General features: G+C 45.6%; 23 protein-coding genes and 1 riboswitch. Of the genes, 2 read left to right on the plus strand and 21 right to left on the minus strand.

The window, feature by feature from the left end:
* Positions 1-43 precede the first annotated feature (43 nt).
* Positions 44-1891, plus strand: a complete 1848-nt coding sequence (locus HNQ84_RS02075) for a bifunctional homocysteine S-methyltransferase/methylenetetrahydrofolate reductase (RefSeq protein WP_435620976.1) — start codon at positions 44-46, stop codon at positions 1889-1891.
* On the plus strand, positions 1884-5273 hold the full coding sequence (metH, locus tag HNQ84_RS02080; RefSeq protein WP_435620977.1) for a methionine synthase: 3390 nt from the start codon (positions 1884-1886) through the stop codon (positions 5271-5273). Before HNQ84_RS02075 ends, metH begins: the two co-directional genes overlap by 8 nt.
* 40 nt (positions 5274-5313) lie before the next feature.
* Here the strand turns inward: metH and cobO are convergent, their stop codons facing one another.
* From cobO to HNQ84_RS02185, 21 genes are all read right to left on the minus strand, one after another.
* Positions 5314-5835, minus strand: a complete 522-nt coding sequence (gene cobO, locus HNQ84_RS02085) for a cob(I)yrinic acid a,c-diamide adenosyltransferase (protein ID WP_080730293.1) — start codon at positions 5833-5835, stop codon at positions 5314-5316.
* Entirely contained in the window at positions 5829-6578 is a 750-nt protein-coding gene (gene cobA / locus HNQ84_RS02090; RefSeq protein WP_183248515.1) for a uroporphyrinogen-III C-methyltransferase, read from the minus strand. The genes cobO and cobA overlap by 7 nt, the downstream gene beginning before the upstream one ends.
* Positions 6571-7596, minus strand: a complete 1026-nt coding sequence (cobT, locus tag HNQ84_RS02095; RefSeq protein ID WP_435620978.1) for a nicotinate-nucleotide--dimethylbenzimidazole phosphoribosyltransferase — start codon at positions 7594-7596, stop codon at positions 6571-6573. Before cobT ends, cobA begins: the two co-directional genes overlap by 8 nt.
* Positions 7586-9100 (minus strand): cobyric acid synthase, encoded by a 1515-nt coding sequence (locus HNQ84_RS02100; RefSeq protein WP_435620979.1) that lies wholly within the window; start codon positions 9098-9100, stop codon positions 7586-7588. The genes cobT and HNQ84_RS02100 overlap by 11 nt, the downstream gene beginning before the upstream one ends.
* A complete protein-coding gene (locus HNQ84_RS02105; protein ID WP_435620980.1) occupies positions 9093-10466 on the minus strand; it encodes a cobyrinic acid a,c-diamide synthase CobB in 1374 nt (457 codons plus the stop codon). The genes HNQ84_RS02100 and HNQ84_RS02105 overlap by 8 nt, the downstream gene beginning before the upstream one ends.
* The gene (locus HNQ84_RS02110) at positions 10448-11527 is read right to left on the minus strand and encodes a cobalt-precorrin 5A hydrolase (protein WP_435620981.1); all 1080 of its coding nucleotides are present in this window, start codon (positions 11525-11527) and stop codon (positions 10448-10450) included. The genes HNQ84_RS02105 and HNQ84_RS02110 overlap by 19 nt, the downstream gene beginning before the upstream one ends.
* A 1-nt stretch (position 11528) precedes the next feature.
* Positions 11529-12296, minus strand: a complete 768-nt coding sequence (cobM, locus tag HNQ84_RS02115) for a precorrin-4 C(11)-methyltransferase (protein ID WP_435620982.1) — start codon at positions 12294-12296, stop codon at positions 11529-11531.
* Positions 12293-12994 carry a precorrin-2 C(20)-methyltransferase gene (cobI, locus tag HNQ84_RS02120; RefSeq protein WP_183248503.1) on the minus strand — a complete coding sequence of 234 codons (702 nt, stop codon included), beginning with the start codon at positions 12992-12994 and terminating at the stop codon, positions 12293-12295. The genes cobM and cobI overlap by 4 nt, the downstream gene beginning before the upstream one ends.
* On the minus strand, positions 12991-14196 hold the full coding sequence (gene cbiE / locus HNQ84_RS02125; RefSeq protein WP_435620983.1) for a precorrin-6y C5,15-methyltransferase (decarboxylating) subunit CbiE: 1206 nt from the start codon (positions 14194-14196) through the stop codon (positions 12991-12993). The genes cobI and cbiE overlap by 4 nt, the downstream gene beginning before the upstream one ends.
* Complete coding sequence (locus HNQ84_RS02130) at positions 14162-15274, minus strand: cobalt-precorrin-5B (C(1))-methyltransferase (RefSeq protein WP_183248499.1); 1113 nt, start codon at positions 15272-15274, stop codon at positions 14162-14164. The genes cbiE and HNQ84_RS02130 overlap by 35 nt, the downstream gene beginning before the upstream one ends.
* A gap of 2 nt (positions 15275-15276) precedes the next feature.
* Positions 15277-15924, minus strand: a complete 648-nt coding sequence (locus HNQ84_RS02135; protein WP_055440511.1) for a precorrin-8X methylmutase — start codon at positions 15922-15924, stop codon at positions 15277-15279.
* Entirely contained in the window at positions 15925-16701 is a 777-nt protein-coding gene (cobK, locus tag HNQ84_RS02140) for a precorrin-6A reductase (protein WP_183248497.1), read from the minus strand.
* A gap of 10 nt (positions 16702-16711) precedes the next feature.
* Positions 16712-17533 (minus strand): sirohydrochlorin chelatase, encoded by an 822-nt coding sequence (locus HNQ84_RS02145; RefSeq protein WP_183248495.1) that lies wholly within the window; start codon positions 17531-17533, stop codon positions 16712-16714.
* Positions 17534-17538: 5 nt separating this feature from the next.
* Positions 17539-19065, minus strand: a complete 1527-nt coding sequence (cobJ, locus tag HNQ84_RS02150; RefSeq protein ID WP_183248493.1) for a precorrin-3B C(17)-methyltransferase — start codon at positions 19063-19065, stop codon at positions 17539-17541.
* A gap of 5 nt (positions 19066-19070) precedes the next feature.
* On the minus strand, positions 19071-19850 hold the full coding sequence (locus HNQ84_RS02155; RefSeq protein WP_183248491.1) for an energy-coupling factor ABC transporter ATP-binding protein: 780 nt from the start codon (positions 19848-19850) through the stop codon (positions 19071-19073).
* On the minus strand, positions 19834-20556 hold the full coding sequence (locus tag HNQ84_RS02160) for a CbiQ family ECF transporter T component (protein WP_435620984.1): 723 nt from the start codon (positions 20554-20556) through the stop codon (positions 19834-19836). Before HNQ84_RS02160 ends, HNQ84_RS02155 begins: the two co-directional genes overlap by 17 nt.
* On the minus strand, positions 20549-20818 hold the full coding sequence (locus tag HNQ84_RS02165; protein WP_435620985.1) for an energy-coupling factor ABC transporter substrate-binding protein: 270 nt from the start codon (positions 20816-20818) through the stop codon (positions 20549-20551). The genes HNQ84_RS02160 and HNQ84_RS02165 overlap by 8 nt, the downstream gene beginning before the upstream one ends.
* Positions 20815-21567, minus strand: coding sequence for an energy-coupling factor ABC transporter permease (locus HNQ84_RS02170; protein ID WP_435620986.1), 753 nt, complete (start codon positions 21565-21567; stop codon positions 20815-20817). The genes HNQ84_RS02165 and HNQ84_RS02170 overlap by 4 nt, the downstream gene beginning before the upstream one ends.
* Positions 21564-21926, minus strand: a complete 363-nt coding sequence (locus tag HNQ84_RS02175) for a (2Fe-2S) ferredoxin domain-containing protein (protein ID WP_183248483.1) — start codon at positions 21924-21926, stop codon at positions 21564-21566. Before HNQ84_RS02175 ends, HNQ84_RS02170 begins: the two co-directional genes overlap by 4 nt.
* Positions 21927-22067: 141 nt before the next feature.
* A riboswitch (cobalamin riboswitch) is annotated at positions 22068-22249 on the minus strand.
* A gap of 85 nt (positions 22250-22334) precedes the next feature.
* Positions 22335-23369 carry a LacI family DNA-binding transcriptional regulator gene (locus HNQ84_RS02180; RefSeq protein ID WP_055440504.1) on the minus strand — a complete coding sequence of 345 codons (1035 nt, stop codon included), beginning with the start codon at positions 23367-23369 and terminating at the stop codon, positions 22335-22337.
* 16 nt (positions 23370-23385) lie between these two features.
* Complete coding sequence (locus HNQ84_RS02185) at positions 23386-25713, minus strand: glycoside hydrolase family 31 protein (protein ID WP_435620987.1); 2328 nt, start codon at positions 25711-25713, stop codon at positions 23386-23388.
* Between the last annotated feature and the right edge of the window lie 11 nt (positions 25714-25724).

The following is a 25724-nucleotide window of genomic DNA, read 5'->3' on the forward strand; positions in this document are numbered from 1 at the left end:
GGAGAAGACTTTTTTAGTTTGAAAAAGAAACGGAGGAATGGACGTGGGACTGTTAGACGATTTAAAACAACGCATCGTCATCGCCGATGGAGCGATGGGGACATTATTATATGCGCACGGCATCGATCGTTGTTTTGAAGAATTAAACGTAACAAAACCGGAAGAAATCGTTCATATTCACGAAGCGTATATCGAAGCAGGCGCTGAAGTGATCCAAACGAACACATATGGCGCCAACTATGTAAAACTTGCTCGCTACGGCTTGCAAGACGATGTCAAAGAAATCAATAAAGCGGCTGTCCAACTTGCCAAACAAGCCTCAAAAGGACGCGCCTACGTGCTCGGTACGATCGGAGGATTGCGCAGCACAAACAAAAGCACGATTTCGCTTGAAGAAGTGAAACGGACGTTCCGTGAACAGCTGTATGTGTTGTTAGACGAAGAAGTTGACGGACTTTTACTTGAAACGTATTACGATTTCGAAGAATTGCAAACCGTTCTTTCCATCGCTCGGAAAGAAACGACGTTGCCGATCATCGCCCACGTCACGCTTCATGACATTGGCGTCTTGCAGCACGGCATACCGCTTGCTGAAGCGCTTCGTCAGTTAGAACTACTTGGCGCCGATGTCGTCGGCTTAAACTGTCATCTCGGTCCATATCATATGTTGCGTTCGCTCGAAGAAGTGCCGATTCCAACGCGCGCCTTTTTATCGGTGTACCCGAACGCGAGCTTGCCACAATACCGCGACGGACGATTCATTTACGAAACGAGCGAACAATATTTTGAAGAAACAGCCCGCGCGTTTCGTGATCAAGGAGTACGACTCATTGGTGGCTGTTGTGGCACGACGCCAAAACATATTGCCGCGATTGCTCGCGCCCTTCCCGATCGCACACCTGTATATAAAAAAGAAGTAAAACAACGACATACAATCGTCGTTCAAGAAGCAGAACAAACGAAAGAGCCTTCCCTCGCCGACATCGCACGCACACGACGTTCGATTATCGTTGAGCTCGATCCGCCAAAAAAACTCGGCTTAACGAATTTTTTAGAAGGCGCAAAAGCGTTAAAAGAAGCACATATTGATGCGCTAACGCTTGCCGACAACTCGCTTGCGACACCGCGCATTAGCAACGTCGCCGTCGGAACGATCGTCAAACAACAGCTAAATATGCGCCCACTTATTCATATTACATGCCGTGACCGCAACTTAATCGGCTTGCAGTCGCATTTAATGGGGCTTCATACGCTCGGCATGACCGACGTGCTCGCTTTAACCGGTGATCCGTCCAAAGTCGGCGATTTTCCAGGCGCAACGTCCGTATACGATTTATCATCATTTGACCTCATTTCATTAATTCGGCAATTTAACGAAGGGCTTTCGTATTCAGGTAAACCGCTCGGACAAAAAACGAACTTTTCCATCGCTGCGGCCTTTAACCCGAATGTGCGCCATTTAGATAAAGCAGTGAAACGGCTAGAGAAAAAAATCGAATGCGGTGCGCACTACTTTTTAACACAACCGCTGTATAGCGAAAAACAAATCGAAGACGTATATGAAGCGACAAAACATTTACCAACGCCGATTTACATCGGCATTATGCCGCTCACAAGCGCGCGCAACGCGGACTTTTTACATCATGAAGTGCCAGGCATTACGCTGTCAGACGACATTCGTGCCCGCATGGCTGCGTGCGCCAACAATCCTGTTCAATCAACAAAAGAAGGCTTGGCGATCGCTAAATCACTCATCGACGCCGCATTCGATTTATTCCGCGGTATCTATTTAATTACGCCATTTTTACGCTACGACATGACGGTCGAACTCGTTCGCTACATTCATGAAAAAGAGCGGCTCACAAAAGAAAGGACGGTTTACTATGGCTAGTTTGTTTGAACAGCTGGAGAAAAAGATTTTAATTATTGACGGTGCGATGGGAACGATGATTCAATCGGCAAACTTAACAGCGGACGATTTTGGCGGTGAAGCGTACGAAGGGTGTAACGAATATTTAACACTCACTGCCCCGCACGTCATTTCACATATTCATGAAGCTTATTTTGCCGCAGGAGCAGACATCGTTGAAACGAATACGTTCGGAGCAACACGCATCGTCTTAGACGAATACAACCTCGGCCATTTGGCGCTTGAATTAAATATCGAAGCCGCGAAACTCGCGAAACGCGCGGCAGAAAAATATGCGACGACTGCACACCCGCGCTTTGTCGCTGGCTCGATAGGTCCGACGACAAAAACGCTGTCCGTCACAGGAGGAGCAACGTTTGCTGAACTCGTTTCTTCCTACGAAGAACAAGCGCGCGGCTTACTGCTTGGCGGCGTCGATTTGTTGTTGTTAGAAACGTGCCAAGATACGTTAAACGTGAAAGCTGCTTTTCTCGGCATTACCGAAGCGTTCAAAACGGTTGGAAAGCAAGTGCCGCTTATGATTTCTGGAACGATTGAACCGATGGGAACAACGCTTGCCGGACAAACGATCGAATCGTTTTTTATTTCCATTCAACATATGAAACCATTTGCGGTCGGTTTAAACTGCGCAACAGGTCCTGAATTTATGACCGATCATTTGCGCTCACTCGCTTCATTAGCGAACACCGCCGTCAGCTGCTATCCGAACGCTGGTCTTCCTGACGAAGAAGGACATTATCACGAAACGCCAGACATGCTCGCAAAAAAAATTCGCCAATTTGCCGAAAAAGGATGGCTAAATATCGTCGGCGGCTGTTGCGGCACGACGCCACAACATATTCAAGCGATTGCCGAAGCTGTACGCGACATTCCACCGCGTGCGATCCCGAAACAGTTTGCGATGCACGCTGTCTCAGGCATTGATGCACTTATTTATGACGAAACGATGCGACCGCTCTTTGTCGGCGAACGAACGAACGTCATCGGTTCGCGCAAATTTAAGCGGCTCATCGCGGAAGGCAAATACGAAGAAGCGGCAGAAATTGCCCGTGCCCAAGTAAAAAATGGGGCGCACGTCATCGACATTTGTTTGGCGGACCCTGACCGCGATGAAAAAGAAGATATGGAGCAATTTATTCAACAAGTCGTGAAAAAAGTGAAAGTGCCGCTCGTTATCGACTCGACCGATGAAGACGTCATCGCCTGCGCCTTGTCGTATTCGCAAGGAAAAGCAATCATCAACTCCATTAATTTAGAAGACGGCGAAGAACGCTTTGAAAAAATTGTTCCGCTTCTTCATCAATACGGGGCAGCGGTCGTCGTCGGCACGATTGACGAACAAGGGATGGCGATTGACGCGAAACGAAAGCTAGACATCGCCCTTCGTTCATACGATTTGCTTGTTAACAAATATGGCGTCTCACCACACGATATTATTTTCGATCCGCTCGTTTTTCCGATCGGCACAGGAGACGAACAATACATCGGCGCAGCAAAAGAAACGATCGAAGGCATTCGTCTCATCAAACAACATTTGCCAAACTGTTTAACGATGCTCGGCATTAGTAACGTGTCCTTCGGTTTGCCACCTGTCGGACGCGAAGTGTTAAACTCCGTCTTTTTATACCATTGCACACAAGCGGGACTTGATTATGCAATCGTCAATACAGAAAAATTAGAGCGATTCGCTTCCATTCCAGAAGAAGAAGTGCGCTTAGCCGAAGCGTTGTTATTTGACACAAACGATGAGACGTTAAACGCGTTTATTCAATTTTATCGCGATAAAACGAAACAGCCGAAACAAAAAGACGTCCATATGACGTTAGAAGAACGGCTCGCCACATATATCATTGAAGGAACGAAAGATGGGCTGATCGAAGATTTGACGCTCGCCTTACAGACGTACAGCCCGCTTGACATTATTAACGGTCCGCTGATGAACGGAATGGACGAAGTCGGTCGCCTATTTAACGATAACCAGCTTATCGTTGCCGAAGTGTTGCAAAGCGCAGAAGTGATGAAAGCAGCCGTCGCCTTTTTAGAGCCATATATGGAAAAAAACGAAACGAGCGTGAAAGGAAAAGTGTTGCTTGCGACCGTCAAAGGCGATGTGCACGACATCGGCAAAAATTTAGTCGACATTATTTTAAGCAACAACGGATTTCGCGTCGTCGATTTAGGCATTAAAGTAACACCCCAACAGCTCATCGAAGCGGTACGTCACGAACAGCCCGATATGATCGGCTTATCGGGGTTGCTTGTGAAATCGGCTCAACAAATGGTGCTCACCGCCCAAGACTTAAAACAAGCGGGCATTTCGCTACCGATTTTAGTCGGCGGTGCAGCGTTATCGCGCAAATTTACCGATACGAAAATTGCCCCGGAATATGACGGCATCGTTTTATATGCGAAAGACGCGATGGAAGGACTTTCGCTTGCGAATCGCATCGTCCAACAAGACATCGCCTATGAGAAAAAAGAAAAAATCGAACATGTCACAAAACGACAAAGCGCCGTCGCCGTTATGACAAAATCGAACGTGAAGCCAGCGCCTGTTTATGTTCCGACCGATACAGAGCGACATATATTGCCACACATTCCGCTTTCCCATATTGAACCGTACGTCAATTGGCAAATGCTTCTCGGTCACCATCTCGGTTTAAAAGGAAACGTTAAAAAACTGCTGGCGGAAGGAAATGAAAAAGCGACGATGTTAAAAGAGTTGATCGACGAACTGCTCGCTGAAGCCAAACAAACAACGTCACTTGCACTAAAAGCGGTATATCAATTTTTCCCAGCAAAAAGCGACGGCGATACGGTCGTCATTTACGACCCGCGCGATCAACAAACAGTTATCGAGACATTTACGTTTCCAAGACAAACGAAAGCACCGTATTTATGTTTAGCCGACTATCTTTCTCGTGAACAAATCGACTACGTCGGGCTATTTGCCGTCACCGCTGGCCGAGGCGTGCGCGATTTAGCCCAACGTTTCAAAGAAGAAGGGCAGTTTTTAAAAAGCCATGCGATTCAAGCGTTAGCGCTTGAACTCGCAGAAGGATTAGCGGAGCGCGTTCATCAAATTATGCGCGACCGCTGGGGCTTTCCTGATTCGCCTGATTTTACAATGGAAGAACGGTTTGCAGCAAAATACCAAGGACAACGTTTTTCTTTCGGCTACCCTGCTTGTCCAAATCTGGAAGACCAAGAAAAGCTGTTCCGCCTTTTACGCCCAGAAGAAATCGGCATTCATTTAACGGAAGGCTATATGATGGAACCAGAAGCGTCCGTTTCAGCGATCGTCTTCGCCCATCCCGAAGCAAGATACTTTAACGTGTTGTGAAAAAGCTGATCGCCATCAGCTTTTTCACAATATCCATTCTTTATAAATCAATCCCTTTCATCGCTTGAACGCCTTGATGATAGTAATGTTTCACTTCTTTCATTTCCGTCACTAAATCAGCAAGTTGAATGATGTCCTCTTTTGCGCCTCTTCCTGTCACGACAACATGCGTATGCGCTGGCTTATTCAGCAACGTATGCACAACATCTTGAAGTGGCAAAACATCATCAATCGGAAACGATGTAATCGCTAACGCGACGTTTAGCTCATCTAAAATAACGATATCGTACTCTCCTGACAGCACACGTTCTTTCGCGAGCGCCCACCCTTTTTGTAACGCTTCGCGATGCTCGGTCGGCGTTTTCGTCCATGTAAATCCTACACCTGTTTGATGCACGCCAATGCCGAGCTGCTGTAATACTTTCGCCTCACCATATGGACGGTGCGGCGACTTAATGAATTGAATGACAATCACTTTTTTTCCATGTCCTGCCGCGCGAACAGCAAGACCGACTGCTGCAGTCGTTTTCCCTTTTCCGTCTCCCGTATAAACAATCACCACGTTTCTTCCACCCACTTTAACCGATCATGCAGCTTCACAACATCCCCGACGACAATAATGGCAGGAGAAGAAAGTTTTTTCTCTTGTACGATGTCAACAATCGTTTGTAACGTGCCAACGACCGTCCGCTGCTTATTTGTCGTTGCCCATTCAATTACTGCGACAGGTGTATGGCCATCTTTTCCATGACGTTGCAGCTGTTCACAAATGTAACCGATATTTCCCATCCCCATATAAAATACAATTGTATCCGTCGCATGACTGAGCGCATCCCAGCGAATGCGATCACGTTCCCCGCTTTGGTGTCCCGCAATAAACGTGACTCCACCCGCATAGTTGCGATGCGTCACCGGAATGCCCGCATATGCTGGCGCGGCCACACCAGCTGTCACACCCGGCACGATTTCATACGGAATGCCATGTGCTCGTAAATATTCTGCTTCTTCGCCGCCGCGACCGAACATAAACGGATCACCACCTTTTAACCGAACGACCGTTTTTCCTTTCATTGCATATTCCACAAGCCATTTGTGAATTTGTTGTTGAATGTTTCCGTGCTTTTTTGGCTCTTTGCCACAATATAAAAACTCTGTTTCTTCTTTCGCATAAGTTAACAACTGCGTATTGACGAGCCGATCGTAAATAATAACGTCCGCCTTTTCGATACACTCCCGTCCATATAAAGTAATCAGCTTCGGATCACCAGGACCTGCACCAACAATGTATACTTTTCCTTTATTCATGATGATCGCTCCCAGTTGATACGTTAGCTGACGAAAATGTCGCCATACGAAGCATCGCCATTGCCATATTGACAATCGGAAAGGCGACCGCTGCTCCGCTTCCTTCGCCAAGGCGCATATGTAAACGAACGAGCGGCTCTTTGTTTAACAACTGAAGGGCGATGCGATGCCCTGGCTCCACAGACTCATGACTAGCAATCATATAATGAACGACGTCTTCATCAAAACGTGTCGCAACAAGTGCGGCAACGGTACAAATAAAACCGTCAAGCAAAATTGGAATGCGCCGCTCCGCCGCTGCCATCATCGCCCCTGCCATCGCTGCAATTTCAAGTCCGCCGATTTTTGTCAATAAATCAATCGGATCAGACGCGTTCGGCTGATGAAGCATAAGTGCTCGTTCAATGACTGCCCGTTTATGTTTCACCGCCTCATTATGAATGCCTGTTCCTTTCCCGACAAGCTCTGCAACGTGGCGACCGCTCATTGCCGCTAACAATGCACTTGCAGTTGTCGTATTTCCGATTCCCATTTCCCCAACGATCAAACAACGAATACCGCTGTCAATCATTCGGTTTCCTTGCCGATATCCGACTTGCACTGCTCGCTCTGCGTCTTCTTTCGTCATCGCTTTTTCGTACGCAAAATTGTTCGTTCCGTACGCCACTTTTTCATTGATGACGCTTTCTTCATGAATATCAACCGCCACACCAACATCGACAACTGCAAACGTGGCGTCAATTTGTTTACTAAATACGTTAATTGCGGCTCCGCCACGTGCAAAATTAAGCACCATTTGCGCCGTTACTTCTTGCGGATAAGCAGACACCCCTTCTTTTGCGATGCCGTGATCGGCTGCAAAGACGAGCACGCCCGGCGGTGTCACGCGCGGAAAACGTTCCCCTGTCATTTTCGCAACCTCGATCGCTAGTTCCTCAAGCCGTCCAAGACTGCCACGCGGTTTTGTTAGTTGATCAATATAGTTGCGCACTTCTTCCCCGATTTGTTTATAAAGCATGATCCTCTCCCCCTTGAAATGCGATCATTTTTTGTTCAATCGCTTTTACATCGACATGTGTTTCAATGCAATTTGCCAGATCATCGAATGCTTGCTCACGTAATTGCCGATAAAGCGGTCGCTCCACTAGTGGTGGAAGCTGTTTTTTGCACCGCATATCATTTAACAAGTGATGACGAAACGCATCGTTATGAAACAAATCGTGCATATACGTTCCAATCACGCGCTCATCTTTCGTTTTACACCCATCTGTTTTTCCGTTGAGCAAAATAAGTGGCTCACCGTGTTTCACAATCGAACGTCCCATATGAATTTCATATCCTTTTACATGAAACGTTTTGTTTTTATAGGTTAATCTTCCTTCACATAACACCGTCGTTTTTTCACGGGCAAGCGTCGTTGCCACCGGCAGCAAACTTAATCCATCAATATGATTGAGCAGTGTTTCGACGTGAAATGGATCTTTAATGCATTGTCCGAGCATTTGATAGCCGCCGCAAATGCCGATCATTGTCACATCTGTTCGCTCATACAAACGCTGAATCGCAGAAAACAGTCCTGTTTCTTTTAAAAAGCGAGCGTCTTCAATCGTATTTTTACTTCCTGGCAAAATGAGCATATCGGGCTCGCCTAATACCGAAGCATCCGTCACAAACCGCACCGAACAATCCGGTTCAGCAAACAACGGATCGATATCTGTAAAGTTCGAAATGCGCGGATATTGGATGACCGCAATATCAATCGCTTTCGTATCATCTCTTTTTGTCGCATAGCGAGAAAGCGTCACCGAATCTTCAGCATCGATTCGCATAGGCACATATGGCACAACGCCGAGCACCGGCACGCCTGTATATTGTTCAAGCCAATGCAGTCCGGGCTGAAGAAGCGAACGGTCGCCACGAAATTTATTAATAATGACCCCGATGATACGCTTGCGGTCTTGTTCCTCTAACAGTTGCAACGTACCGACTAAACTCGCAAACACTCCACCACGCTCAATATCACCAACAAGCACGACAGGCGCATTCGCCATACGCGCCACGCGCATATTCACGAGCTCGCGATCATTTAAATTCACTTCCGCCGGACTGCCAGCTCCTTCAATGACAAGACGATCGTATTGTTGCATCAATGTGTCGAGCGACTGACGAACGAGTTCAAGCCCGATATCAAAAAACTCGTTGCGATAAGTGGTTGCTTTCATATTTGCATACGGTTTTCCATGCACGACAATTTGCGCTTCTTGATCGCGGCTCGGCTTAATTAAAATCGGGTTCATATGCGTCGTTGCCAACACACCTGCCGCTTCCGCTTGTACCCCTTGCGCGCGCCCAATTTCTTTTCCATCGATCGTTACATATGAATTAAGCGACATATTTTGCGATTTAAACGGTGCCGTCTTCCAGCCGTTTCGTGCAAAGATGCGGCAAAAAGCGGTCGCAATGACACTTTTTCCAGCATCTGAATGCGTTCCTTGAAACATAATCGGAAGCGCCTTACGCATCGCACTTCACCTCGCCACACGTTTTCAGCCATCGCTCAACAATCGAAGGGTTGGATGGAAAATAAAAATGAACGTAACCAGCGACGAGGCGTTTGTTCATATAACCATCTTTTTTGCATCCGCGCAACCCTTTTGCTTCATACGCAAACTTCCCTTCCGTTCTCGGAATAAATGTTGAATAATGAAATTCGTGCCCTTTCGCTCGATCTTGTTCAAACAAAAAGTTTCCTTCTGCTCCCATCACTTCGCGATAGCCGAGCGCCGCAAGCGTTCGTTGCATGCGCACATGCCCAGGAATGACGCCGACCATTTCGTAATATTGCCCAGCTGTCGTCACGATCCCTTCTGTTAAATACATAAATCCCCCGCACTCCGCAAGCGTCGGCAAACCACTTTCAATCACTTCGACAATCGACTGTTTTACTTCTTCATGACGCGCCAGTTCCGCGGCAAATTCCTCTGGAAATCCCCCCCCAATGTACAAACCGTCAACGTCATCTGGTACACGTTCGCCGGCAAGCGGTGAAAAGTACACGAGCGTCGCTCCATACGCCTGAAGCATCTCCAAATTTTCTTCGTAGTAAAAATGAAATGCGGCATCTTTCGCGATGGCAATACGCACGTCATACGTTTGCTTCGGTTTAAAAAAAGGCGCGCTTGATAGATCATTCGCCTCCGCCAATTCCCATATTGCATCCAAATCAACCGTTTTAGACGTTCGCTTGCCAAGCTCATCAAAAAACGGCTGAAGTTCTCCTCGTTCGACAGATGGAACAAGACCTAAATGGCGCTCTGGAATCGTTACATCGCTCTCTTTTTGCAAATAGCCGACGACAGGAATGTGACATTGTTGTTCAATCGCTTCTTTCACAAGCCGAAAATGTCCTTCGCTTCCGACCCGATTCGCAATGACGCCAACGATTCGAACGCGCTCATGAAACGATTGAAAGCCGCGTACAATCGCTGCGGCGCTACGCGCCATTCCTGAACAATCAACAACTAATAATACAGGGCTTTCGGTCATGATGCTAATTTCCGCAGTCGATCCTTCATTTGTTGTCGCCCGCTTTCCATCAAATAGCCCCATAACCCCTTCAATAATGGAAAGATCCGCTCCTTCGCTTCCTCTTTTGCATACGTCGCGCACAACGTTTTCATTCCCCATCCAACTATCTAAATTGCGTGATCGCCTTCCCGTCACCGCTGTATGATATGTCGGATCAATGTAATCTGGCCCACATTTAAATCCTTGAACAACATATCCTTTTTGTTTAAATGCGCTCATTAATCCGAGCGTGACCGTTGTTTTCCCAACACCGCTTCCCGTTCCCGCCACGACAATTCTTCTCACCGCTCTCCCTCCCATAGCGCAATCGAAATCGTCACGTTACCGCTTTTTTTCTTCGTTAAAACAAGTTGTTGTTGTCCGCTATATCGCTTCGCGGCAGGTTCGCTGACGCCGTATGCCCCTACATAACGAAACACTGTTTCAGACGGTTCATCGATCGGGACAGCGTTTAATTGTTCTGCCGTGTAAAAAATAAGTGGCCACTTATATTTATTTGCGACAGCTAATAAACCTTCCTCGTCCTTTTTTAAATCAATTGTGCATAATGCTTTCACGCTTTTCATAGAGAAGCGGAGCTGCTGCAACGTATCGCAAATCACTCGTTCAATCTCTTCTGCACTCGTTCCGCGATTGCATCCGACGCCGATGACGATCACTTTCGGACGATACAACACCCCGTTTTGTAAAATTGCTTCTTCTTCTTTTTCAAGCAAGCGATGCGTCACAACGAGCGCCGCATCCGGCTCCGCTTCAAGCGCTTCGGCAATCGAAGCATATTGCCGAATGTTTGATGGAATCGGCGTATCATACGTCCACCAGTTGCGTTCTCCTGATTCTTGTACAATCGCGACGTGTTGTTCGTTGACGACAGCAGCGCTCACAGGCGTCAAATTGTTTTCATTTTCCCATTCCCATCCGAACGAGCGACCGAATAAATCAACCGCAATCGTTTGCTGCACATCGGATGCTGTCGTAATGACCGGACGAGCGCCAAGTAAATTCGCCACTTTTCTTGTCAGCTCATTGGCTCCTCCTAAATGACCAGATAATACACTAATGACATGTTCTGCTTTATCATCAATCACAACAACGGCAGGATCTGTTTTTTTATCTTTTAATAGCGGAGCAATCATGCGCACAACAGCACCGAGTGAAATGATAAGAATGAGCCCGCGATATGCGGAAAACAATTCCGCCAACAGGAAGCGAACGTTTCCCGAAAATAAATGAATGCCTTTTTTCGCTTCGTCGCCTTTTGCAAATTTATCAGTGTAATAAACGTGCGCATGCGGAAGTTGGTCATACAGTTTTCTTGCGATTTCTACCCCATGTTTCGTAATCGCTACAACGGCATACATTTTACTTCTCTCCTTTACGATAGCCGTGTGTAAATGTTTCATCGTACAATTTGGAACGACATGATTCATCAAGTTCGTTAGAAAGGGCCCAACCTGCTAAAATAAGGGCATGTTGTCGAATGCCATGGCGCTGCATATCTTCATGAAGCGTACCAACAGTCGAACGCACGACTTTTTCGTCCGGCCACGTCGCTTTATATACAACAACGACAGGGGTATGCTCACTCCAGCCAGCTTCAAGAAATGCAGCCGTCACTTTTTTTGTTAACGTTGCACTTAAAAAAAGAGCAATCGTACAGTGATGTTCAGCAAGCAAAGTGAGCTTCTCCTTTTCTGGAACCGGTGTTCTTCCTTCCGCACGTGTTAAAATAACCGTTTGCGTCAAATTAGGTACGGTCAACTCCACTTGCGCAGCAGCGGCAGCAGCGAATACAGAACTAACTCCCGGAACAATTTCGACGTCAATGCCTTCTTTTTTCAAAAGTACGATTTGTTCCATCGTTGCTCCATAAATTGCTGGATCACCTGTATGAAGACGAACGACCATCTTCCCGCTTCTCACTTCTTCACACATAAGTGAGACAATTTGCTTTAAATGCATGCCCGATGTCCGAAAAATGCGCGCGTCTTTTTTTGCATATGTAAGCAATTCATCATGGACAAGCGAATCCGTATAAAAAATGGCATCCGCTCGCTGCAACAACTTCATTCCTCTGACTGTAATTAAATCGCTCGCTCCCGGACCAGCTCCCACAATATATATTTTCACTTTCTCACCACCATTAACGTTAAATATGGCAACGACACATGTTCTAATTGCTCAATGTCCCATATGACCTCTTCATGAGACGTCACTTTTGTCACGACTGCCGCTTGCTTCACCAAATTCATCTCTTTTAAAAGAGAGAGAAGGAGCGGCATGACTTTTGCTACTTTTAAAAATACGACGCACTCGTGCTCTTGAATCGCTTTTTTCATCGCATCATAATCATCGCGTGCGGGAACGATAGCGATCGTTTCATCGCCGTCCGCTAGCGGCAACTGCAGGCGTGCTGCTGCGCCATTTATAGATGAAATGCCGGGAACAATTTCAATTGACACGTCTGGATATTTTATTTGCATCGTGCGCATAAAATGAATAAATGTGCTATATAAAAGTGGATCGCCTTCTGTCACAAACGCCACATGTTTCCCCTCACGCAAATAAGTCCATACCGTTTCGACTGTTTCATTCCATTTTTCACGCAATACATTTTCGTCTTTCGTCATTGGAAAAACGAGACCAAGCATCTCTTTTTCCGCTGAAGAAAAGTACGCATCAACAATTTGTTGCGCATAACTTTTACTGCCATTCGTCTTTTTTGGATAAGCAATCACGTGCGCTTCTTTCAATCGCCGAAATGCTTTTACTGTCAATAGTTCTGGATCGCCCGGTCCGACACCAATGCCATATAACGTACCGATCACTTGCTTTCCCCCTTTCGTGCTGAAATAATATATATCGGGTTTAATGCATCAAACCGTGTCAATTGTAAAATTGGCTTGCTTCGCGAAAACTGAGCGAGCAAAATATCGACATCGTAACCGTGATGACGTAACGCATCTGTCGCTTCATATAACGTTTCGATTGTGACCGCATTGATGACGATGCGTCCCCCTTGTTTTAACCGCGTGCAACAAACTGCAATAATATCCCGTAAACTTCCTGATGTCCCCCCAATAAAGACGGCATCTGGATCAGGAAACTGCTCTAAATGTTCTGGCGCTCGACCGTGCACGAGTGTAAAGTCTGTGCGGAATTTTTTCATATTTTTCCGACATATTTCAATATCTAACGCGTTTTTCTCAACAGCAAATACCGCTCCTTCCCGAGCGATTTTCGCCGCTTCAATAGCGACCGATCCTGTGCACGTACCAATGTCCCATACGACACTTTTTTCATGGAGGCGAAGTGCTTGCAAGCTTAATACACGTACTTCTTTTTTCGTAATGAGCCCTTTTTCTGGTTTCCTCTGAAAAAACTCGTCATCCTGTATACCAAACGTCCAACTCGGTCCTTTATGAACACGTCGTAAAACGACGATATTTAATGGGGAAAACGATGCATGCATCATATCCTCTAATGTAAAAAAGCGACAACGCTCGTTCTCCCCACCGAGATTTTCGCCAACAAACGCCTCATATTCCGTCATTCCATATTCTAAAAGATATGAAGCAATCGCACGCGGATCGTTCGTTTCATCTGTTAAAATAGCTACTTTTTCTTTTCCATCTATACGCTGAGCAAACCCTTTCATCGAACGTCCATGTAAACTAACAACGTACGCATCATGCCAACTTTCCCCTATTTTCGCAAACGCCCATTGGAGTGAACTGATAGAGGGATATACTTCAATCGGAACTTTTTTCGCTAAATAACTACCGATTCCGTAAAATAACGGATCACCTGATGCTAAAACGACCGTTTTTTTCGGCTCGTTTACAAGCGTTTCAAAAAGTGATGATAAGTTGCTTCGAATAACAATTTTTTCCCCTTTGTAGTGAGGAAAAAAAGACAGCTGCCTTTCTCCGCCCACGAGCCGCTCGCTCTCATGAATCCATCGTTCATACAGGGAAGGAAGAGAATCTGTCCCATCAGCTCCAATTCCGATTAATTTCATTCGCTCCATCGTTTCGCACCGCCCTTCCTAACCGTTGTCCTTTTAACGTATAAAGCGTCGTTTCAATGACCATTCCACCATGCACTTCCCGCAACGCATGTTGACAACAATAATCACATAACAAATCGAAAAACGACATATATCCTGCTGCGTACATCATATCTCCAACTTGTGACGCTGTATTCGCTTGTTTCACCGCTTCAATGAGAGGTGGCGGAGCACCTGCTTGCTTCGCAACATCTGCTAAAAAATGAAAATCGACAGGAGCACTTTTCGAGTGCACCATCATTACTCCTTGAGCGACTTTTGAAAATTTCCCCATCATCCCAACGAGCGATATAGTTTTCATACCGAGACGCTTACATTGTTTCAGCGTAAAACCGACGAAATCTCCCATCTCAATAAACGCTTCTTCTGGAAGATGGCTATATTGCATCATCGCATATTTTTCACTTCGTCCTCCTGTAGTAATAACCACATGGTCACAACCACACGCGACGGCAACTTCAAGAGCACGCACAATACTTGCTCGATAAGCAGATGTCGAAAACGGGACGACGATGCCGCGGGTGCCTAAAATAGAAATGCCGCCAATAATGCCGAGACGACCATTTAACGTTTTCTTCGCAATTTCTTCTCCGTTCGGTACGGAAATAACAATGCGTACCCCACGCTTCACACCGTATTCCGTAAGCAACTCGTGAACAACATCGGTCATCATTTGCCGTGGTACCGGATTAATGGCCGCTTCGCCAACTGGAACGGGAAGTCCGGGCTTTGTTACTCTACCGACCCCTTCTCCTCCATCAATAAGAATGCCTTCGTCGATCCAGCTAACTGTCGCAACAATGGAAGCACCGTGCGTCACATCAGGGTCGTCCCCCCCATCTTTCACCACGGTCGCACTCGCTCGATCTTTCTCCATTTCACAAGAAACGATCGGGAAAGTGACTTCCCGCCCGATCGGCAACATAATTGTCGCTTCTGTTTGTTTGATGCCGGTAATAAGCGCACATAACGCCGCTTTTGTCGCAGCCGTTGCACATGCCCCGGTCGTATACCCCTCACGTAATTTTCCCTTTTCCATACTTATCCTCGCTCCGCTAAAATAGACAAGGCATTTAACGCGGCCACTGTCACCGTACTCCCTCCTTTTCTTCCGATGTTCGTAATAAATGGAATATCTAGTTTCGCTAACTCTTCTTTCGATTCCGCTGCTGAGACAAAGCCGACAGGGAGACCGATAATTAAACCTGGGCGTGCCTCTCCTTCTTTCACTAATCGAATTAATTCAAGCAAAGCGGTTGGTGCATTGCCAATGGCAAAAATGCCTCCGTCCGCTTCTTTCACCGCTTTGCGCATCGCAACAATCGCACGCGTCGTGTTTAATCGCTTCGCTTCTTTCATGACATCATCATCAGAAATATACACGTGCACACTCCCACCATATTTTTCAAGACGTGCTTTGTTTATTCCAACTTGTACCATTTGTACATCAGCAACGACTTTTTTTCCCGCGCGAATCGCTGAAATGCCCGCTTCAATCGCACGAGGATGAAATAAAAGACTCTTTCCTAACTCAAAATCGGCGCTTGCATGAATGACGCGTTGAACGATAGCGTATTGCTGTTCAGCAAATGAGTGCTCTCCTATCTCATCATCAATGATTTGAAAGCTTTTTTGTTCAATTTGTTCTGGCTGAACAGTTAATGGGCGAAACGTTGTTCGAAAATCCATTTATTTTTCTCCTTTCTCTTTCATTTCTTCCAACGCACGAATGACGTCAGAAAACTCATGATAAACGACGGGATAAGAAAGTTTCGGACGGCGGATGACAACCGTTTCAATGCCAAGTTGTTGCGCTGCTGCAATTTTTTCATCGACAAATCCCACTCGTCCGCTTTCTTTCGTTACAAGGAGCGTCACACCAAAATGTTTCATCAAAGCCATATCTAGTTGCTTCGTAAACGGTCCTTGCATCGCAATAATATTTTCTTGCGGAAAGCGTAATTGTTCGCACTTTTCCATATTGTCTTTCCGTGGCAACATACGTGCAATGAGACGAACATCAGGAAGCGGGAGCAACTTTTCTGCAAAAATATGCAACGTTTTGCTTCCTGTCGTAAGCATGATGACCCCTCTTTTTTTCGCTGCGTACTCTGCTGCCGCTTCGTAGCTATCGACGAATGTAACGCGATCATACATAATGACGCTTTCTTTTCGTTCATAGCGGATATACGGAACGTTCGCTTCCTCTGCTGCTTGCATCGCTTGTTGCGACGCTTCTTCTGCAAATGGATGGCTCGCATCAACGATCGCTTTCGCTTTATGTTGTTTTATGATCTCAACCATTTCATGCGCGTTTAAACGTCCGATATGCGCACGCAATCCGACATATGACATTTGTTCTGCGGCGTGTTCGGTGACAACTGTAGCCAATACGTCATACCCTGCGTCACGAATGGCTAACGCTAATTGCCTTGCATCGCTCGTTCCCGACAACATAATAATCATTCATCTCACCTCAATGATCATGATGATGGTGGTGGTGATGTTCAGCCATATGAAGCCGATATTGGCACGTATCACAATTCATATGAACCGAATGACTAAGCACTTCTTGTAACCGATCAAGCACAATCGTTTGTAGCGACGGATGAAAGCCAAAATAATGCGCCAATACAAATGACATATGCGGATACATGCTTTGAAACTCAGAAACTTTCTTTTCTAATCGCTTAATAAGCACGCCTGTAAATAAAAAGTAAGGTAAAACAACGATTTTTTTTGCTCCGAGCTTAACACATCTTACGACAGCCTCATCTAATGACGGATTTGTGACACCCATAAACGCAGGTTCAACGATCGCCTGTTTATTTCGCTCCCAAAATAAGCGAGCAATTTTATATAAATCGCTATTCGCATCGGGGTCGCTTCCTCCGCGTCCAAGCAAAATGATTGCTGTTTGCTCATCCGTAACAACTCCTGCTTCTTGCAGTCGGTCGTTTAAAATCGTAAACGTATCATTATGAATACCAAGTGGTCGCCCATACGTAAATGAAACGTGTGGATAGCGCTCTTTCGCCTCGTCAATCGCTGCCGGTATGTGCAGCTTGGAATGTCCAGCTGGAAGTAAAATGATTGGAATGACAATAACATCTGTTGCCCCTTGTTCTACACAATGGGCAATGCCATCAATGACTGATGGAACACCAAATTCTAAAAAACATGTATGCACATAAAACGTCTCATCAATTTGTGGACAAATGGTTTGAACAAACTGACGTACTTGTTCGTTTCCTTCTTCATCTCGACTTCCATGTCCAACAAATAAAACAGCTTTCATTTTCATCACTCCCCACATGCCGCAGGCTCTGCTTTGATCGTTTGTCCATAAGCAAAGCCACCGACCTCTTTTTTTCGCTCAAAAAACTTATGAAATCGCTCGTTTGCATATCCTTCTTCTTTATATTGCACAATAATACGAGCGATCGTTTCCACAATGTCATCTGGACGAATACCTTCGGCGACAAGCTGTCCAGGATGTGCATTTCTTCCTACTGTTTTCCCACCTAAAAATAAATCAAACGCCCCTTTACGATAAACAATTCCGATATCTTCATGGACAGCCCCGTAACATGCCATGCCACACCCGTTAAATCCAAGGCGCAGTTCTTTTGGCAAATCCATGCCGCCAAATTGTTTATGCAGTTGCTCGACATAAGGAATCGCATCTTTTTTTTCTCCCTCACAAAAGTCACACGCTTTTATAACACACACATTTCCCGTTGGTGCAACCGTTAAACCTGCTTCTAAAAGTTCACGGACGATGTCGTCTGGTCGTTCTGTTTCCACCGTTACTTTTAAATAATGATCCGCCGTATACGTAATCATCCCTTGCTCGCCGACGATGCGAGCGAGATCCATCATTTGCTTTGGCGTAAATGTTTTATTTACCACTCCCGGACTAACTGCTACTTCCAACCGTTCCGTTGTTTGTTTCTTTGGAGCAGCCACTTTTTCATACGCTTCTTCCGCTAATGAGCGCATGTTCGTTAACGCCCATGGTTCCGCTTCTGGTCGCAATCGCTCGTGCAGTTTTAACGGTTGGACAGCGCTTGATAGCTTATATTTTCGCTCATAGCCACGAGGGGTAATCATCAGACCGTCATGAACGAACGTGGAAGAATTTCCGATAATGACCGTCGTTAACATGCCGATGTCATGCTCTAACATTTCCCCTAAACTCGTTAATACAATATGTTGCCGCTCGCGGTACGCACTTTTCACAAGACCAACGGGCGTGTCTGGTGAACGGTATGTTAATAAAATACGCTGCGCCTCGACAATTTGTTGCGTACGGCGACCGCTCTTCGGATTGTATAGCGCAATAACGAAATCCGCTGCGGCAGCTGCTTCTATTCTTTTTGCAATGACGTTCCATGGCGTTAAATGGTCGCTTAAACTAATCGTGCATGAATCGTGCATAATGGGTGCCCCTAATAAAGCGGCGCAAGAATGAATGGCTGAAATACCCGGAATAATCTCCACTTCAATGCCTGTTTCTTTTTCCCATCCTTTTTCAATTAACACTTCGTAAATGAGCCCCGCCATACCGTACAACCCTGCATCTCCACTTGATATGACAGCCACTTTTTTACCACGTTCCGCCTGTTTAATCGCCTCTTGAGCCCGGCTCACTTCTTCTGTCATTCCCGTGCTAATGACTTCTTTTCCATCGATGAGATCCATGACTAAATCGACATACGTTTTATAGCCGACAATAACATCGCTTTCTTCAATCGCCTCGCGAGCTCGCTTTGTCATATGATCGACACTTCCCGGACCAAAGCCGACAACAAACAATTTTCCAGCCATCCTTTTCACTCCCTTTTCCATCGTTCAATCCATTCAAACAATTGCTGTTCTGTACACATCTTGTTTTCCTTCAGCCATATGCGTAAAAGAAGTGGAAGCGGCAAACCAAGCTCATAAAATATGTTCGTTTTTGTAAATACAAAGGCCGGTGTTCCATGCAAAACGATGCGACCATCATGCATAACAAACACTTCATCCGCCCATTGCCAAACGAAATCAAGATCGTGCGTAATGACAACGGGCGTTGTACCCTCTTTATGCAGCTCATTTAGTTTCATGACTAAGCGCTCGCTCTGCGAAACATCTAAATAAGCAGATGGTTCATCGACAATAAGTAAATGAGGCTTGGGCGCCATCGCCACCGCAAGCGATAACCATTTTTTTTGTCCAAGACTTAAATGATGTATCGGTATATCGCGCCACTTCTCAAGCGAAAATTGTTTCATAATTTGTGCCATTTGCTCGTGATTTCCTTCTAAACTAAGCGCTAGTTCTTCCTCAATCATCGGTGCTAAAAATTGATGTTCTGGGTTTTGAAAAACGACACCAACATGCTTTCGCAAATCTCGCCATTGCTGACGATCTGCTACTTTCTCTCCTTCCCAATACACATCCCCTTTGGTCGGTCGGTAAATACCGTTTGCATGAAGCAACCACGTCGTTTTCCCACAACCGTTTTTTCCGATGAGCGCATATTTTTTTCCTCGTTCAATTGTAAGTGATACTCCTTTTAACACGTATGCGCCGTTCCGATACGTATAATGAACATTATGAAACCGTAGCATATAAGCCCTCCAAAATAAATAGAACAACAATTCCAATAAACGCTTCGATGACATACCTTCTTGGCAACTGTTCATCTGCACACATTGGAACAGCAAAAGAAACGTTGCGCGCCTGTTGTGCAATCATCATCGCCTCATAATGATGTAATGTTTGACGTAACAACTGTGCAACAGCTAGTGAAGCAAAGCGCCAATCCCGCTCCCCACGTTTTATTTGCACCGTAACAAACAGTTCTTTTGCTGTTTTTTCTACTATAAAAATAAAACGATACGTCAACAACAACAGTTCAATAAATGCTTTAGGAACGTGCCATTTGCTTAATGCGTGAGCAATACGAAAAAATGGTGTTGTTGCTGCAAGGAAAAAGAGAACAAGCGAACTTGTAAACGCCCGTAAAAAAACTGTACTTACATATGAAAAGCTTTCACTTATGAAGTGAATTGCGCCATCAAATGAAAAAAGAAGCGGTATGCTACTTCCGAGAATAACGAGCGCTATGAGCATACAAACGCGTAAACAAACACTCGAAGGCAAACGTGCATATCCAAGCAACCAAACGAGCAACCAAACGATAATGATTAAGCGGACAACATTCGTCCCAAGAAGCGCCCATATGAGCAAAATAAGCGCAAATATTAGCTTAAATGTAGCATTTAATTTCGAAAGGCGATTCCGATACGCCCATTGATCAAGCCAACTAATCATTTCTTTTTCTTCCCTTGTATAAACCGATGATGTAGCCGATTACCCCAGCACCAAGCGCAGCTTGTAAAGAAAATAATAACGTCTCTACTTCTCCACTCGGCGGTTCAAATACGACATCAAACCAAGGTTCATAATGTGGTGCGATTTGTTGAATCATTTTTTCCGCAAGCGTATCCGCTCCAGCAAACTCCGTATTTTTCACAATAAATAGCGGCAACACGATCAACAATGCGGCAATGAACAACAATATACGATTGCTCATTTAAAAAACACTCCCCTCTCCTCTAACACATCTAACTCTCGCTCCGAGTACGTATGCAAAAAGTTCCATACGACAACAGTAAGGAGTCCTTCCGTAATTGCAAGTGGTACTTGTGTCACCGCAAAAATTGACGCGAATTTTAAAAATGCGCCCCATACTCCACTCGTTACATCTGGAAATGCTAGGGCGAGTTGAAACGACGTCATGACGTATGTCGCCAAATCAGCCATCATCGCCGCTAAAAAGACGGACATACGCAATGATATTCCACACTTTTTACATAAAACGAACAAGCCGTACGCAACGAACGGACCGACCACCGCCATCGAAAATGCATTCGCCCCAAGCGTCGTCAATCCACCATGCGCAAGCAAAAGCGCTTGAAACAATAATACTGCTGTACCGATGACCGTCATAACAAACGGTCCGAATAAAAGCGCCCCGAACCCCGTCCCTGTCGGATGCGAACTACTGCCTGTGACAGATGGAATTTTTAATGCCGACAAAACAAATGTAAACGCTGTAGCGAGTGCAAGGAGTAATTTCACCTCCGGCTTTTGTTTCATCAGACGCGTCATTGTACGTAAACCAATAAAGAAAAACGGTAAAAATAGCAACCACCAAATGAGCGCCCATTGCCAAGGTAAGAACCCTTCCATAATGTGCATCGCATATGCGGAAGGTGAAAGTGCAAATAAAATATAGACCGTAGCGCACATACTAACAATCCAAAACAACGGTTTCTTCACTTTTTCTTCCCCCTTGTCGCAACGCTATATTTAGGCATGACAAAGCCTTCATCGTATGTGTACGTCACATATTCATGCAACATTTCACCATCGCGTACATGTTTTCGTACGATGTCCTTTCCGATCTGCTCATCAACGGCACGATACCAAATTCCTTCAGGATAAACGATAACGACGCACGCATCTTCACAGCGACCGTTACATCGTGTCCGCGTTGTATGAACGTACTCATGTAGTTGTAGCCTGTCAATTTCATCACGAATCGCTTGTGTCACCTCCTCTCCACCTTTTCGCATACAACTCCCTCCGTTACAAATCAACACATGATGTTTCGTTCCTTGTAAATCCCATGTCGCCATATATGTCGCTCCTTTTTTAAAAATAAAAAAGCACCTCTAGGTAGAGGTGCAGAAAAAACGAAAGATTCAAACAATAAAACTTTCACAATTGTTGTTTATTTTTCATCGTCCCCGCACGTCTACCTATATTCCCGTAGGCAGCCGACGTATCGCAAGCAGGCAGGTCTCCTGGCTTAGGTTCATCATCTCGTTGCGCCTTCCCCAAAAATCAGTGGCATATTGCAACGAAACTCCCCATCACAGTGGCGGGTACCGCGACGGCTTTGCACCGTTCTTCCCTTTTAAGCATACGGACGTATGCACCGTACTTGCTTCATCGTATATTGTTTTTCAAAGAGCACGAATGTTAAGAATATGATACACCATTTTTTTCTTCTCGCCTAGCCTGTTTTATAAAAAAGCACCTTCTTATTCAGAAGGCGCTTTGTAGTAATCGCACGAAAATCGTTTCACGATCGTATGTGGGATGATGATTCGTTTAATCGGCTCATTCGGGTTTTCGATTTGTTGAATTAAATTTCTTGCCGCTTCAAAGCCAAGTTGAAAAATATGAATGTCTACCGATGTAAGCGGTGGACGAGAAATTTCCGATAAAAGCACGTTGTTAAAACTGACAATCGATACATCTCCCGGCACGCTTAATCCCATTTCAGCAAGCGTATTTAATACCCCAAGCGCCATTAAATCGTCCGCCACGACGAGTGCGGTTGGCGGCTCAGCAAGTGAAAGCAACTCTTTCATCGCCTCTTGTCCGCCTTCTTTTAAAAATTCTTCATGCACAATGTAATCTTTACGATATACAAGACCTGCAGATTTTAACGCTTTTTCATAACCGCGCAAACGATCCATCGTTACAATGAGATTGACGTTTCCACCGACAAACGCGATGCGCTCATGACCAAGTTCAATTAAATATTCTGTCGCCTCACGCGCCGCCCGAACGTTATCGTTATCAACGTGCGTAATTTCTTCCGCTTTTTTATGCGGTTTTCCAATGACAACAAACGGCACATCTTCTTTCTGTAAATACGCCATAATTTTATCGTTCGCACGCGAATACAGCAAAATGACACCATCGACGCGCTTTCCTTGCACCATATGCACGACCCCGTCGTAAATTTCCGCTTCCGTTTCTCCCGTCGATAACTGTAACGCATATTGCCGATCATGCACCGCTTTGCTAATGCCGCGGATAACTTCTGGGAAAAACGGGTTTTGAAACGCTTTATCTGCTGAACTTGGCATAACGAGCCCGATCACTTGCGTCGACTTATTCGCTAAACTGCGCGCGATGAAATTCGGATGATAGCCAAGCTCTTTCATCGCCTCGCGCACTTTTTTCTTCGTTTTCTCGCTAATGCGCGGGCTATCTGCGATGACGCGGGAAACGGTCGATGGCGCCACATTTGCTCGCTTCGCTACATCTTTAATCGTTACTGTCATAAAAATCCCCCATCTCTTACAAAACAAACGTGTTTGTCGCTTCATCGATGACTCGTTGTTCCCCATTGACAACAATCGTTGTCGGCACGTCCCCAACAAACGAGACATGCAATTGCCATGTTGGTTGGTACGTCCCATCTGTTTTTACGTCAAAATGAACGGTATGATCAACAAACGTCGCTCGAATATGCATGCGGATATATTCCCCTTTTTCATACGCAAACGTTGCGCCGTCATCATCATAAAGCGTGTATGTCGATGTTCCTTCTTTCATTGTATACACGTGCAATGTGATCTGTTCATCAGCCGTAGCGGTCGATAGCTTTACATCGGCGTGAGCGATCATCGCCCCTTCTTTCACATATATCGGCAAACGATCAAGCGGTGCTTCGACAATATACCGCTGACCACCTTCAAATTTTTCTTTCGTCCAATAATCAACCCAACGTCCTTCTGGGAAGTACACGATACGATGCGCTGTATACGGACGCATCACCGGAGCGACCATTACTTCATTTCCAACCATAAATTGATCTGAGATATTCCACGTTTCGCGATCGTTCGGATATTCCATCATCAGTGGGCGCATCATCGGCACACCTGTTTGATACGCTTCAAAGCATAACGAATATAAATGTGGCAACCATTCGTATCGCAATTCAATATATCGTTTTACGATTTGTTCGTATGTTTCCCCAAATGCCCACGGTTCTTGCCGAGCAAAACCGATCGCACAATGATTGCGGAAATATGGGAAAAATGCCCCAACTTGCGTCCATCGAACGAGCAGTTCTCCATTCGCATCATGTGCAAATCCACCGACATCTGCCCCGCAAAACGCCACTGCGGATAATCCTAAGTTTAAGCACATCGGTATCGACAGCTCAAGATGCTCCCAAAAGCTACGATTATCGCCTGTCCATACAGCTGCGTAGCGATGAATACCGGCAAATCCTGCGCGCGTCAACACAAACGGGCGTTTTCCTTTCAGTTGCTTTTTCAATGCGTGATACGTCGCCTCTGTCATCATCATCCCATATACGTTATGCACTTGGCGATGCGTTTTCCATCCGTCATGGACGACTTGTTCATCCATCGTTTTTGTCTCGTTAAATACCGATGGTTCATTCATATCGTTCCAAATTCCTTCAATGCCGATGTCCGTATAAAACGTATGCTGCTCGCCCCACCATTTGCGCACTTTTTTCTTTAAAAAGTCTGGAAACACGCTCGTCCCCGGCCAAACGTCTCCTTTGTACAACGTTCCGTCAGCATATTTACAAAAATAATCTTTTTGCACTCCATCACGATACGTATCATACTCCGCGTCAACTTTCACGCCCGGATCAACAATCGGCACGATATGAACCCCTTGTTCCTTTGCATATTGAACGAGCGATTGCGGATGTGGAAAACGTTTTTGATCAAACGTAAAAACACGATATTCATCCATATAATGAATGTCTAAATATACCGCATCAAGCGGAATATGTTTCCCCCGAAACGTATCGATAAGTTCACGCACTTCCTGCTCCGTTTCATAACTGTAGCGCGACTGATGATACCCGAGCGCCCATTTCGGTGGCAGCGGCATGCGTCCAACAAGATGCGTATATTGCGCTAACACATCTTTCGGATGCGGCCCAGCAAACACATAATAATTAAGCGCCCCACCATCTGATGTAAACGTATAAAACGATTCATGGCGTAAATCAAACGTCGTTTTATACGTATGATCGAAAAAAATGCCGTGCGCATGCCCGTTTTTTAACACCATCATGTACGGATGCGACTGATATAACGGGTCTGTTTCTAAATTGTGCGGCGCGTACACATCCGTATTCCACATCGTCCATACTGCACCGCGCTTATTTAACACACCTGTTTTTTCTCCTAATCCATATACGACATCGGTCGGGGTGAGCGCGTGTGCACAGCGCATACGCCCTTTTGCTTGAAAACATACAGGTTGTTCATCGCGCACAAGCAGCGTTCCTTCATTGTCGTATATCGCTAACCGAAACGGGCTTCGCTCGATGACGACCGTTAATCGTTTTGTCTGCAACTCCCAGCCATGTTCTCCTTCACGAACGTGCACGTCTACTTTTTCTGGCGTTGCGATGACCGCTGGGCTAACCGAATCGTACTTCCCATCGAACGGATCGATCGTCACCCGAACGATATCGCCACGATAAAAATGAATATTAACAACTGCTTCGTCGCACGTCAATGCAAATATTTGTTTTTTTCCTTCAATTTTTTGCACATCTCTAATCGGTTGCCACACTTCTTTTTCGTCCGCTTGGTCGATCGGTCGAATCGCAAAACTCGTATCTTCTAGCATGTTCTCTCCCC

Source organism: Anoxybacillus eryuanensis, from assembly GCF_051200995.1.
Lineage (GTDB): Bacteria > Bacillota > Bacilli > Bacillales > Anoxybacillaceae > Anoxybacillus > Anoxybacillus tengchongensis.